The organism is Butyrivibrio sp. INlla14, from assembly GCF_900102515.1.
GTDB lineage: Bacteria > Bacillota > Clostridia > Lachnospirales > Lachnospiraceae > Butyrivibrio.
On record NZ_FMVS01000005.1, the window covers coordinates 37,844 to 51,135 of the forward strand.

The window sequence follows — 13,292 nt, forward strand, 5'->3', positions numbered from 1 at the left end:
ATTTTGTTAATATAAAATAACAGAATTTATTTTTAGTTCATCCGTTTCCAGCATTTTTCTTTAAGAAAAGTAGCTATCACATTGATGTCTTCACCTTCATAGTATGCAACCAATAATTTCTTGAACTCCGGCACATCTTTCTCTGGTATGACAAGAAGTCCTTGCCCATGGGATATAAGATAATGATTAGCAAATATTACAGAAGCTCTTTTGTTACCGTCAACGAAGACCTGCGTTTTCATGCAATACATGCATAATTCTATAGCTTTATCTATATCCACCTTATCAGATGATCTTATTTCGTTTATGTTCTCTATAACCATTGACTCTATAGGAATAGGCGGTACATAACTGGTTCCGCCTATGGTTACAGGCACACTCCGTATCTTTCCCCCATAAGAGAAAAATCCTTCATTAACAAGCTTTGCTACATGGCAAAGTAAATGATAATCAGTTTCAGCCTGTATAACATCCTGGTCAAGAATAAACTCCCAAGAATGCTTAAGATTCAGGATTTTTTGCACATCATCTGCTGTCATGCCATTGACGATACCTTTTTCCAATATTTCCTCTGTCTGTGGAAAGGTCGTTGCTACTCCCTCCAACACAGCCTGATCATAGATATTTGATTTCATATTGGCTCTGGCGAAATCCAAATTCATAACAACATCTGCAGATAGTTCAGTAGGGCTATATCCAACTTCTGCAAGCTGCTTATCTATTTTTCGAATACTCTTTTTTAATTCTCTGGCTTCTCTAGCGTTTCTAAGAAGCAACTGATACAGATTATCTGAATAAACATCAACATATGTTGATGTAAGTTTTCCATTTACTCTTTTTCTTATATACAAGTATTTGCCACTGGAGTTTTCCTTCACTTCCGGTGAGCCGTCATAAGGTATGAGATTTAGACGGGCCTGAAGGTCAGCTTTATCCTGCAATAGGCTCTTAATTGTTTCCAACTTATTATCCATCGATTTCTCCTTTTAGGGAACCTTTCTAATAGAAATATATCAAAAAGTTCCCTAAAGTTCAAATAAAAAATAGGGAACTTTTTGCGATAATCAGCAAGGAAAGTTCCCTAAAATGTCTCGAAAAGAATTTTTACCTCCGACTTAACATCGTCTATAATACTGAAACATAAGTAATATATTCATCATAATCAATAAATATACCATTTCCCGCTTATTCAAGCAATGAATTAAACCTATTACTATGGTACAATATTCATAAAACAATTACTGCATAGAATGTATCTTTTTGGAGGAAATTATGGCAAAGACAGCTATTTTTTTAGCAGATGGATTTGAAGAAATTGAAGCTCTTACTGTTGTAGACTTATTGAGGCGTGCAGGAATCGAGATTACAACCGCTTCCATAATGGGAAGAAAGGAAGTAACCGGCTCTCACAAGATCACCGTTATCGCTGATACACTTTTTGAGGATGTGGACTTTGAAGCAATGGATATGCTGATCCTTCCAGGTGGTCAGCCAGGAACAACAAATCTCGGCAACTGCGAGCCACTCAAGAACAAGATTAAAGAGTTTGATGCTACAGATAAGATGCTGTGCGCAATCTGCGCAGCACCAACAGTCTATGGCAAGATGGGCCTTCTTAATGGCAAAAAAGCCTGCTGCTACCCAGGCTGCGAAGTAGACCTTCAGGGCGCCGACGTACAAACTTCAGAAGTAACCAAGGATGGCCACTTCATCACAAGCCGCGGCATGGGAACAGCAATTCCCTTCGGCCTTGCAATCATTGAACACTTCCAGGGCGAAACTGCCGCCCGCGAAATGGCAGCCAAAATCGTCTACAGATAATTCACTGTGCATTGGCATTCCTCGCCACAGAGTAAATAACGCTCATTCAGAAAGTCTTTTTCGTCGGCTTCAGTTCGGATATTCATTGGCTTCTGGAAGTAGCATAAGAATTCTACGGTTCAAAACTCGCGCCAGGGCAGCGCTTGCGAGGCGACCAGTTTCCTATGCGAGTCTTTTCTGGCAAATGCAATTTTCTAATGTTTCCATGGCAGTTTTTCCCGCGCATGCGAAGCGTTGTCTGAAGCAGGACGGATAATAATCTTATATAAGAAAATGCCATTTGGCGCACCGCGCCATAAAGAAAAGCTACATCAACATCTCCAAGTTTACTTGAGAGATTGATGTAGCTTTTCTTGTAAATGCCCGCATCGCGGGCTATGGCATTTTCTATTGAAATATTTCTCCCCGTCCTGCAAGTTTCAGCTGCAGCATGCGCATTAGAAGAAAAACTGCGGAAACATCTAAGAAAATCTGCATTTGTCAGTGACGAGCACTACGGAAACTGGCGCGAGTAAAAAGCTGACCATTGGCGCTCAGGCCTGAATCACTTCAGTTGCTGCCTTCGCTGGCGGCGGACTCTGTTGATGTGGCGCTCGAAGTCACCACTTTTAAGGAGCTGTGATATGACGTATTGGTCGAATATAGGTACTGTACAGGAGTAGAAGCCGAGTTTTTCGTTGAAGAGTTCCACCATGCTCTCTGGCAGTACCATGTAGCCAATACGCATGGAAGGCGCTATTGTTCGTGAAAAAGTGTTGATATAGACTACGTCAGCCTCTGGGTCCATAGAGAATAATGGCTGCTCAGCTTTTCTTGATACCGTTAGTTCCGATTCATAATTGTCTTCGATGAGGACTCCGTTTCTTGATTTAGCCCACATTATGTACTCAAGTTTTTTGGAAATACTGGCTGTAACTCCACTTGGATAGCTGTTAAAGGGTGTGACATGCAGTATCTGTGCCTTTGTTTTTAAAAGAGCATCTGAAGCTATTCCCTCATTTGTCATACCCAGCCTGTCAATTTTGGCGCCAAGCGCATTGTAAACATCATATATCTTTTTGTAGGAAGGATCTTCTATGGCATAAACTCTGTCGGTTCCAAGAAGCTGAACAATAAGGCCATAGAGATATTCTGCTCCTGAACCTATGATGACCTGAGATGGCTCAACCATGATGCCTCTGCTCCTTGCAAGATAATGGCACAGTTCCTGCCTAAGCTCTGTACAGCCATGATTTGGAGATTTGATCAATATCTTATCTCCGTAATCTAGCATTACCTTTCTCATTGTCTTTGTAAGAACTGAAAAAGGAAAGTCTCCCTTGCTTCCGCTGACGGCATTGTTATCACTCTTTATCGTTCCAACCTGCTTATGTATATTTTTATGTGCTATCTCGTCGCTCTTTAATCTGCCTGATTGCATGTTTCCAAGAAAATCTTCACCTTTATAAGTGACAATGACACCACTTCGCTCCCTGCTCTCAACATAGCCCTCTTCATTTAAAAGGGTCAGTGCATGCTCGACAGTTATGACGCTGACTCCTGTCTCCTCGGCAATAACGCGTTTTGAAGGAAGTTTACTTCCGTACTCATAAATTCCTCCAACAATATCATTTACCAGGAGCTTGTAAAGCTGAATATACGCAGGTTCCGATATATTTTTTTCAATTTTGTAGTTCATCTGGTTATACCTTTTTGCTAAAAAAGAAAATTCCTATATATCCAGATTTATGATAACCTTCTGAAATATATAAGTAAAGGACAAACATCGCTGCCTGTCCTTTCATAGTCTTCATGTGAAATGTCTGATCCTAAGATCAATACCAGTCTCTTCTGAGAGTCGCCTGCACTTTTCTATATCCTCCTTAGGCAAAACGTCAACTATAGACCATTTGACCTGACCAATGCTATCTTTTGCCTTCCTGGCAAAATCCACCATTTTGTCAAAAGCATTTTCCACCAGAGGTCTTGTTACCTTCTCATAGGCAGCACTATCCGGCGCGTTAAGGCTTATAGAAATGCTATCTACTACGCTTGCCAGCTCCGGGACAATATTTCTGCCATTTTCCTCATTACCAAGACCATTTGTATTAAGTCTGACCTTCAGCCCCTTCTCCTCTTTAGCAACCTTGGCTGCGGCTAGCAAAATATCCAAAGCGCAGGTAGGTTCGCCATAACCACAGAACACAAGCTCACTATAGCCTGTAAAATCGTATTCCCTTATGGTTTTTATTACTTCTTCTTTGGAAGGATTCTGCTGATGCCAAAGAGTGTCTGCATTTCCAATGCCATCCTTTAAAAAGCGAATACAGAAGGTACATCTGCAATTGCACTTATTTGTTATGTTTGCGTAAACTGAATCTTTGTAAGTATATATTATGTCTGCCACGTTTTTATCCCCTTTCCCCAAATTACTGAACCTGAAAAACTCTCTTTTTTATTCCAACACCGTCAAACGCGGTTGCTATCAGATAAAAGAACAATGCACTTCCTCCAGACTGAATGAAGCTCCCTGAAAAGGCTGCGAATATAGCTGTTTCTGTGCCAAACATTATCTTTTCTGCTATAAAATAACCTGTAGCAGAGATAAAAAAAGAAATGACAGGAGCCACCAGATTTCGTTTAGTTATTAAAGTACTTTTTTGGCTTGAAAACGGAAGCACTATCAGCATTTTGATGATAACTGTAGGAATTACCCACATTGGAGCGGTTAAAAGATCTGAAATCCCGCCTCCCATGGCTCCAACCATAAGAGCATAGGGTGTTGGCAAAAGAGCTGCTGCCAGATAGATGATCGAATCACCAAAATGAATATAACCGCCATTTAGTCCAAACGGAATATGAAAAATATAGGCTGTAAACAATACAGTCATGGCTATCAATAGTCCTGTAAAAGAAAGCTTTTTTGTCCTTGTATTTACTTTTTCATTCATACTCTCACCTCTCCCATCCCTTTTTTAACTGTAATTCATAGTCAACGCCATAGTTTCTATCCTTATCCTCAGTATTAACTATGGATTCACTTATAAAATCCGCTGTTTTAGAAACTGCGTCCACTAGCGTTTCTCCATTTAACAGATTTCCCATTAGGGCTGCCGCAAAAAGATCTCCTGTTCCTGAATAGCTGAGGCCATTGTATTTACTGTGAATAACCTCTGCTCCACCTGGATGTATTGCCATGTTACAAAGCTCACCCTTTTCAAGGATCACACCTGTCACAACTATTTTCTGCTTTTCGCTAGCCTTTGCCTTTTTGGCAATTTCCAGAATGCGGTCAACATTATTGGGAAGCTCATTTGGGTCTTCTCCTGCCAATATACATAGCTCAGTCAGATTTGGAGTGATAACATCTGCTTTCCTTACAAGTTTCTGTATTCCTAAACGCATTGAATCTGTGTAATTTGCATAGCATTGTCCACCATCGCCCATTACTGGATCCACCAAAAGAACTGTATTCTTTTGATTAAAGGCATTTGCAAAATCAATAATCTGATCAATCTGGTTCTCATGGGGGATATAACCTGTGATGATACCATCAAACTTCGTTCCCATCCTGGACCATTCTATTCTGCAGTGTTCCACCATATCTTTCAGATCCTGCTGGTAATAAGATGGAAATCCCGTCTGAGCAGTTAGCACTGCCGTTGGAACAGGACAAACCTCAATTCCCATGGATGATAGAACTGAAATATCCGCTATAAGAGAACATTTTCCGAATCCTGAAAGGTCATTTATCGCAGCAACTCTTTTCATGTAATTATCACCTCTCTGCAAGCATTTTGTTTAATTTAAAAGCAAATATACAATATTTCTGGTACTATAAATATATTCAGTTTTAAGGCTTTTTATATGACCAGTTTGTTAGTATTATGTTTTCATCCCCGGAGATAGTTCATAAGCGGAAAAAAGCCGCCTGATTTCCTTCTCAAAAGGCAACCAGACGGCTCTTATATTTTTATATTTTTATATTTTTATATTTTTATATTATTATTTTATACTCCTTGTAGATTCTGCCACAACAAGCTCTCCAGGGAAAATTATATGCTTATGGCCTCTCTTTTCCTCAATAAGATCAAATATCAGGCGCATGGTCTCCTCTGAAATATCAGATAATGGCTGCTTGATCGTGGTAAGCCTTGGTACTGTAAATGAAGCCAGATCCTGTCCGTCGAATCCCGCAACAGAAACATCTTCTGGAACTCTTATTCCTGCATCAGCAAGAGCTCTGAGAGCGCCTACTGCCAAAACGTCTGATACGCAGAAAAGAGCTGTAAACTCTGCTCCGGAATCAATAAGGGCCTTAGTGGTCTCATATCCGTTCTGCATAGCATAAATCCTACGATCTACATATTTGACCAATTTCTCATCAAGCTTTATCCCATGCTTATTAAGGGCATCTCTATACCCATCATAACGAAGGCTAACAACAGATGGCTGGTCATTACCCTCTGTCAGGATAGCAATCTTCTTGTGTCCAAGACCTATCAGGTATTCAACCATCTTGCGGCTCTCCACCTCATCGTCTACAGATACAGTAGAATATGCATTTCTTCCAAGGTCATCAGAAATGTCAGACCCTATTGTAGCAAAGATTACAGGTACATTGAGCTGTCTTAGCTTATCTGCCTCATGCTTGGAACTACCGCCCAAAAAGATAATGCCACGGAGCCTTTTTTCTTTTTCCAGCTCAAGCGCTACATTCACCTCGTTCTCATAGGCTTCAACATGCCTGAGCACAAGAGCATAGCCCTTCTTTTCAGTCTCCTGCTCAATCTTCTCGATGATAGGTGTAAAGAAGGGGTTTGTAATACCCTTTACCAGAACACCTATGCACTTAGCATCAGTTCTCTTAAGGTTCCTTGCACTATTATTTGGAATATAGCCTGTTTCCTTTATTACGTCCATTATTCGCTGCTTGGTCTCAGGATTTATATCAGAGTGATTGTTGATAGCTCTTGATACAGTGCTGACGCCAACTCCGCAGCGCTTTGCGATTTCTCTAATTGTTATTTCTGCCATAAATTCTTGCGTAATCCCTCATCTTCTCGCACAGTTCTTTTGAAAGTGCGTTCTTGTCCATTCTCCATACCCAGTTTCCGCCAAGGGTTGATGGGGTATTTATCCTGGCTGACATGGGAAGCTCAAGGTAATCCTGCATAGGAATGATCGCTGTGTCAGACACGCTGGCAAAGGCAGCTCTGATAGTAGCCCAAACAGCGTCCTTGTTGTAATGAATTCCAAGGTATTCCTTGCAGAATTTCTTGTCCTGTCTTGGAAGATGATCAAACCAGCCTCTTGTAGTCTCATTGTCGTGAGTTCCAGTATACACAATACAATTCTTGGTATAGTTGTGAGGCAGATAATCGCTCTCTTCCCTTGAGTCAAAAGCAAACTGCAGGATCTTCATACCAGGGAAACCTGTTCTCTTAACAAGCTTTATTACTGAAGGTGTCAGATATCCAAGATCCTCTGCAATAACCTTCTTTTCCCCAAGTTCCTTCTTCATGGTTTCAAAGAGCTCGTATCCAGGGCCCTTTCTCCACTCGCCAATCTCGGCTGTTGGATTGCCAAAAGGAATTGCATAATACTCATCAAAGCCTCTGAAATGGTCTATTCTGACCACATCATAAAGCTTGTAACAGTGAGCAATTCTCTTCATCCACCATTTATAGCCAGTCTTCTTGTGATAGTCCCATCTGTAAAGAGGATTGCCCCAAAGCTGACCTGTAGCACTAAAGGCATCAGGCGGGCATCCTGCCACATCGATAGGTGTGTTCTTTTTATCCAGCTGGAACAATTCCGGATTAGCCCAGGTATCAGCACTGTCAAAGGCCACATAGATCGGTATATCTCCTATGATCTCGATGCCTTTATCATTGGCATAAGCCTTAAGATCTGTCCACTGCTTGAGGAAAAGATACTGAAGGAATGAGTAAAACTCAACTTCCTCATCATACTTTTCAAAAGCAGCCTTCATTGCTGAAGCCTTTCTAAGCCTTATATCCTCATCCCATGTATTCCAGGCTCTTCCACCGTTGGCGTTTTTAAGAGCCATAAAAAGAGAATAGTCCCTTAGCCAATCATTATCCTTGTTCTTCTTAAAAGAGTCAAACTCTTTTCTGATCTCTTTGGAATTCTTTGCCTTATCTATGTTGTCGAAGGCCTTTTTAAGAAGTTTGAATCTATTGCGATAGAGCTTCTCGTAATCGACTTTCTCAGCATTGTCGCCAAAATCGTAGCTCTCTGCATCCTTTTTGGTCAAAAGACCTTCCTCTATAAGCTTCTCAATATCTATAAAATAAGGGTTTCCTGCAAATGTTGAAAAAGACTGATATGGTGAATCACCATAACTTGTAGGACCTAGTGGCAGTATCTGCCAGTAGCTCTGCCCTGCCTCCTTCAAAAAGTCAACAAACTCATATGCCTCCTTGGAAAAAGATCCTATTCCATACTCTGAAGCCAGTGAAAAAATAGGAAGAAGAACACCACATGCCCTTGTCTGCTTTTTATTACTCTTTGCCATTACTTGACCCTCTCAATCCGCATAAAACCTGCACATTAACTATTATAATACCACTTTCCGGAAATTTTCGCTCGTTACCGGTAACGTTTCCATATTTATACTTTACCACCATTATCACTCTACCGCAACTACTAAATTACGTTAAAAATGCTTTAAACTGCGTATTGCCTAGCTTGACGCCACCTATAAAAAATTGATAAATAACGGTAAATCGTTTGAAGTGACATGGCAAAAATGCTATATTTATAATAGACTGGTGTGGTCAATTACGACTTTTTAGGCGGGCTAGAGTATGAATGAGAAATTTTTTGAACTAAAAAAAGAAAAGCAGGACAGGATGATAAACGCGGCACTTAAGGTCTTTTCTGAGTACGGTTACTATCATGCCAGTACCGATGAGATAGTAAAAAACGCTGAGATCAGCAAGGGACTCTTGTTTCACTATTTTGGAAGCAAGATTGGTATATACGCTTTTTTGTACGACTATGCCACAAGGTTCGTAACTCTGGAGCTTACAGCCAATGTGGAAAAAAATGAAAATGGCTATTTTGAGCTGTATCACCAGATTTTATCTGCCAAAGTGGCAGCCATGTCTCAGTATCCATACATTTTCCTCTACCTTAATAAGGCTGATGAGGAAAAACATCCAGAAGCTGTCGCTGAGATCAGCGAGCGAAGAGAAAAATATCAAAGGATCATGGAGGCCCTAAGAGAAAGAGCCGATATAACCCAGTTCGCTCCTTTTGTTGATTACAATAAAGTTGGAGAGATCCTTGATTTTACAATAAACGGACTTATGGTAAAAAGAATCAAAAGTGCAAGTTTCCGTTCCGACTTATTTTTGCAGGAAGCTGAAGAATATATAGATATGATAAAAGCCATGTCTCTTATGGAACGATAAACCCATAAAACTGGTTCAGATATTCAGAATATCTCAATAATGAGGAGGCAAAAGCATGAGCAAGTTCTTAGTAGCAGGTGTTACGCAGATTGAGACCATTGTTAGAGTTGACAAGATTCCTGTAGTCTACTCTCCTATTACCAGTGCAAATGATTCCATTTTTACGGCTATTGGCGGCGATGCTTACAACGAATCACTGGCTCTTGAATGGCTCGGTGACGATGTAACTTTCATGTCCATCGTAGGAAGAAATCAGGACCTTAGCCTGATCAATCCTCATGATAGAAAGATAACTCTTTCTACCCAGTATATCATTCCTCAAATGGAGGCTACTCCAACAGAGGTTGTTCTGTATGACAAGGATCGTAAGCAGCAAATCTTTGAAGATATCAAGGATCTAAGAGAAAACGTGTATGACATGTCCATGGTTGCCCCTATCGCAGAAGCCTGCGACATGATGGTACTGGCCAATGCAAATTTCTGCAGACCTTTTGCAAAAGAAGCAGCTGCCAGAAAAAAACCTATTGCAGTCAATATCAGAAACTACAATAGGGAAAAAGAAAAATATAACACTGATTTCCTTGAGCCTGCCAAAGTTCTGTATTTTAGTGATGATAATCTGGGTGAGGATCCTTATGAATTCATCGACAGAATGGCTGGAACCTACGGCACTGATATCATCATTCTTGGTCAGGGCCACGAAGGTCTTATACTGTATGATAAAGCACAGAACCTTCGTGTCCACTATAAAACAGTCAAGACCAATGAGGTTGTTAATACCATAGGTGCTGGTAATGCCCTGTTCGCATGTTTCCTTCACTACTATATGGAAAACGGCGACAGCGTAAATGCGATCAAGAACGCTTTGTTATTTGCTTCCTACAAAATTGGATATATGGGAACCTCCAATGGTTTCATGACAACAGATCAGCTTGAGCAGTGGCGCAATCTTATCTGGGGCATCAAAAAAAGTGAATTTGACGGTAATTCTTAATTTTGCACTTTTATTTGTGATTAAATTGTATTAAAATTATTCTATCGCTTGATAGGAGGGTCATTTACATGTCCAAGAAAAACGGATTTGGTAAATTTATTGTATTTTGTGCTGCTGTAGGTGCTGCCGCAGCTGGAGCATATTACTATCTCTCAAAGAGAGATGAAGCTATTGCCGATGATTTTGACGATGATGATTACGAGGACTTCGAAGATTTCGAGGACGATGACGAGTATAATACTACAGAATTCAAATTTGGCAATCGCAAGTATGTAGATATCAGCCCTGCTGATGATTCAGCTCTTGACGATGAACCTGAGAAGACAGCTGAAAAGTCAGAAGAATTTTTCAATGACGAGAAATAATGAATATTAATAAACCCCTATAGCCATTGGCTACAGGGGTTTTCTTTATGTTTACTACAAAACTATCACTCTGCTGGCTCGCCCTTCTTTTCAGCAATCATATCCTTTAGTAAACGAGCCTTGTCCTTTATACGGCTGTTGGCAACTCTTGAAGTTAACAGCTCTGAAACCATCTTGGAAGCTACATCAAACTGATCAGTTTCTACGGCAAGTGCAGCGATCAGGTAATCAAGTGTTGTTGAATCCATTCCTGCAATAGGGAACTCCTCAGACTGTCTCGCCATTACAAAGCCATTAAGTGCATTTGAAAGCAGCTCTTTTTCCTGAGCATCATTGGCAGCTTTCTTTTCCTCATAGCCATCCTCAGAAGGATCCATACGTCTTGTCTCACCTCTGATAACCCAGGCTGTCTTCAGACATATATAAGCTTTTTCGCTGTTCTTGGCCTTCTTGACCACTGCGTTAGCAAGAGCAAGCTGATAAATATTTCTGGCGTGTTCATAACTATAAGTAGGCTCATTGTAGTCGAGTTTCTTATAGTTCATACAGATTTTAACTCTTATATCATCAATCTGATACTTGTTAAGTGTTGCAAAATATCTTCCCAGCGCAGCATATCCACAGTGAGGGCACGCTATAACATCATACTTATTCTGGTCAACTTCATCGTAATCAGGGCGAAGATCGATATCAACATTCTTCATCCTGACCTTACCTGTTCTTACAGTCTTAGCGTCAAATTCATCCTCGCAAACAGGACATTTGTACTTCTTATCAAACAGATAGTCCTCTTCGTTTACAAGGGAAAGTTTCTTTTTGGGTTCTTCTTTTTTTACAGGTGCTTCCTTCTTGGAAGGATCTTCAAAAAGATTACCACCGCCAATGTTTCCAAGTCCGAGTTTTTCAAGTCCAGAAAAAATACCAGCCATAACGCAACCTCTCTTTATTAGGATTTTAGTTTTGGTGACATTACTTCTTAGGAACTACAAATGAGCTCTTAAGTGAAACTATTCTGTTAAATACAGGTGCTCCTGGCTTGGAGTCCTTGCTGTCCACACTAAAGAATCCATTTCTTACAAACTGGAACTTGTCGTATGGAGCTGCGTTTGCAAGTTCAGGCTCAAGCTTGGCATCCTTGATAACCTTGATTGAGTTAGGGTTAAGATTCAGTGAACCATCCTCATTGTATACACCCTTCTCCTCATCAATGATGTTCTCATAAAGGCGCACTTCACAAGTAGCAGCCTCCTTGGCAGATACCCAGTGGATAGTACCCTTGACCTTTCTGCCATCAGGGCTGTCTCCGCCCTTTGTAGCAGGATCATAAGTACAGTGGATCTCTGTTACCTTGCCAGTTTCATCCTTGACAAAGCTTGTGCATGTTACAAAGTAAGCGTTCATAAGTCTTACTTCATTGCCAGGGAAGAGACGGAAGTATTTCTTTGGAGGTTCCTCCATAAAGTCTTCTCTCTCAATATAAAGCTCTTTTCCAAAAGGAACCTTTCTGGATCCCATCTCTGGAACTTCCTTGTTATTCTCGATATCGAGAAGCTCTGTCTGTCCCTCTGGATAGTTGTCAATAATGAGCTTAACTGGGTCTAAGATAGCAAGCATTCTCTTAGACTTAAGCTTAAGATCCTCTCTGATGCAGTACTCAAGCATAGCATACTCAGCTGTAGAGTTAGCCTTACTGATACCACACATATCTACAAACATCTTGATAGATTCTGGAGTAAATCCTCTTCTGCGAAGAGAGGCAATAGTAACAAGTCGTGGATCATCCCATCCATCAACAATTCCATCCTCTACAAGTCTCTTGATATATCTCTTACCTGTAACTACGTTATTAAGATAAAGCTTGGCAAACTCAATCTGGCGTGGAGGGTTCTTGTACTCACACTCTTCTTTGACCCAGTCGTAAAGAGGTCTGTGATCCTCAAATTCAAGAGTACAAAGAGAATGTGTGATTCCCTCAATAGCATCCTCAATAGGATGAGCAAAGTCGTACATAGGATAAATGCACCACTTATCGCCAGTTCTAGCATGTGTCATATGTGCAACCCTGTAAATGATAGGGTCTCTCATGTTAATGTTAGGTGAAGCCATGTCAATCTTGGCACGAAGAGTAGCGCTTCCGTCCTCAAACTTGCCGTTCTTCATATCTTCAAAGAGCTTAAGGTTCTCTTCTACGCTTCTGTTTCTGTTAGGATCTTCCTTACCAGGCTCTGTAAGGGTTCCTCTGTACTCACGCATCTCTTCAGCGGAAAGTTCAGATACATAAGCCTTGCCCTTTTTGATGAGCTTGATGGCATCCTCATACATCTCGTCAAAATAGTCTGATGCATGGAAGAGACGATCTTCATAATCTGCACCAAGCCACTTAACGTCCTCGATGATAGAATCCATGAATTCTGCCTTCTCCTTGGTAGGATTAGTATCATCGAATCTCATATTAAATTTGCCGCCGTATTCCTGAGCCATTCCATAGTTAAGAAGAATACTCTTAGCATGACCTATATGCAAAAATCCATTAGGTTCTGGAGGGAAACGTGTATGAACGTGGTCATAAACTCCCTCTGCAAGATCCTTGTCAATTGCCTGTTCAATAAAATGTCTTGAAGGTGTATTGTCACCCTCTGCATTCTCAGATAAATTCTTAATTACTTCCTCTGCCATTACTTAATAAAACCA

General features: G+C 40.6%; 13 protein-coding genes. 4 read left to right on the forward strand and 9 right to left on the reverse strand.

Annotated elements, in window-relative coordinates:
- Positions 1-32: 32 nt before the first annotated feature.
- Complete coding sequence (locus tag BLO53_RS03650) at positions 33-974, reverse strand: Fic family protein (protein ID WP_092059163.1); 942 nt, start codon at positions 972-974, stop codon at positions 33-35.
- A 298-nt stretch (positions 975-1,272) separates the two neighbouring features.
- On the opposite strand from BLO53_RS03650, the gene BLO53_RS03655 reads away from it, so the two are divergent.
- Complete coding sequence (locus BLO53_RS03655) at positions 1,273-1,821, forward strand: DJ-1 family glyoxalase III (RefSeq protein ID WP_092059164.1); 549 nt, start codon at positions 1,273-1,275, stop codon at positions 1,819-1,821.
- 544 nt (positions 1,822-2,365) lie between these two features.
- On the opposite strand, the gene pdxR is transcribed toward BLO53_RS03655, so the two are convergent.
- From pdxR to malQ, 6 genes are all read right to left on the reverse strand, one after another.
- A complete protein-coding gene (gene pdxR / locus BLO53_RS03660; protein ID WP_092059165.1) occupies positions 2,366-3,499 on the reverse strand; it encodes a MocR-like pyridoxine biosynthesis transcription factor PdxR in 1,134 nt (377 codons plus the stop codon).
- 111 nt (positions 3,500-3,610) lie between these two features.
- Positions 3,611-4,207, reverse strand: a complete 597-nt coding sequence (locus tag BLO53_RS03665) for a TIGR04100 family radical SAM protein (RefSeq protein ID WP_092059166.1) — start codon at positions 4,205-4,207, stop codon at positions 3,611-3,613.
- Between the two features lie 22 nt (positions 4,208-4,229).
- Positions 4,230-4,751: a TIGR04002 family protein gene (locus BLO53_RS03670; protein ID WP_092059167.1), complete on the reverse strand. Its 522-nt coding sequence runs from the start codon at positions 4,749-4,751 to the stop codon at positions 4,230-4,232.
- A 4-nt stretch (positions 4,752-4,755) separates the two neighbouring features.
- A complete protein-coding gene (locus BLO53_RS03675) occupies positions 4,756-5,571 on the reverse strand; it encodes a PfkB family carbohydrate kinase (RefSeq protein ID WP_092059168.1) in 816 nt (271 codons plus the stop codon).
- Positions 5,572-5,805: 234 nt separating this feature from the next.
- Entirely contained in the window at positions 5,806-6,837 is a 1,032-nt protein-coding gene (locus BLO53_RS03680; protein ID WP_026488860.1) for a LacI family DNA-binding transcriptional regulator, read from the reverse strand.
- Positions 6,818-8,341, reverse strand: coding sequence for a 4-alpha-glucanotransferase (gene malQ, locus BLO53_RS03685; protein ID WP_092059169.1), 1,524 nt, complete (start codon positions 8,339-8,341; stop codon positions 6,818-6,820). Before malQ ends, BLO53_RS03680 begins: the two co-directional genes overlap by 20 nt.
- Before the next feature lie 292 nt (positions 8,342-8,633).
- Between malQ and BLO53_RS03690 the strand changes: the two genes are divergently transcribed.
- From BLO53_RS03690 to BLO53_RS03700, 3 genes are all read left to right on the forward strand, one after another.
- Positions 8,634-9,242: a TetR/AcrR family transcriptional regulator gene (locus BLO53_RS03690; RefSeq protein ID WP_026488862.1), complete on the forward strand. Its 609-nt coding sequence runs from the start codon at positions 8,634-8,636 to the stop codon at positions 9,240-9,242.
- A 55-nt stretch (positions 9,243-9,297) separates the two neighbouring features.
- Entirely contained in the window at positions 9,298-10,236 is a 939-nt protein-coding gene (locus BLO53_RS03695; protein WP_092059170.1) for a carbohydrate kinase family protein, read from the forward strand.
- Positions 10,237-10,304: 68 nt separating this feature from the next.
- Complete coding sequence (locus tag BLO53_RS03700; protein WP_035789465.1) at positions 10,305-10,601, forward strand: hypothetical protein; 297 nt, start codon at positions 10,305-10,307, stop codon at positions 10,599-10,601.
- 65 nt (positions 10,602-10,666) lie between these two features.
- Here BLO53_RS03700 and BLO53_RS03705 read toward each other — a convergent pair whose 3' ends face one another.
- Positions 10,667-11,530 carry a DUF2225 domain-containing protein gene (locus tag BLO53_RS03705; RefSeq protein ID WP_026488864.1) on the reverse strand — a complete coding sequence of 288 codons (864 nt, stop codon included), beginning with the start codon at positions 11,528-11,530 and terminating at the stop codon, positions 10,667-10,669.
- A gap of 40 nt (positions 11,531-11,570) precedes the next feature.
- Positions 11,571-13,277 (reverse strand): glutamine--tRNA ligase/YqeY domain fusion protein, encoded by a 1,707-nt coding sequence (locus BLO53_RS03710; RefSeq protein ID WP_092059171.1) that lies wholly within the window; start codon positions 13,275-13,277, stop codon positions 11,571-11,573.
- Between the last annotated feature and the right edge of the window lie 15 nt (positions 13,278-13,292).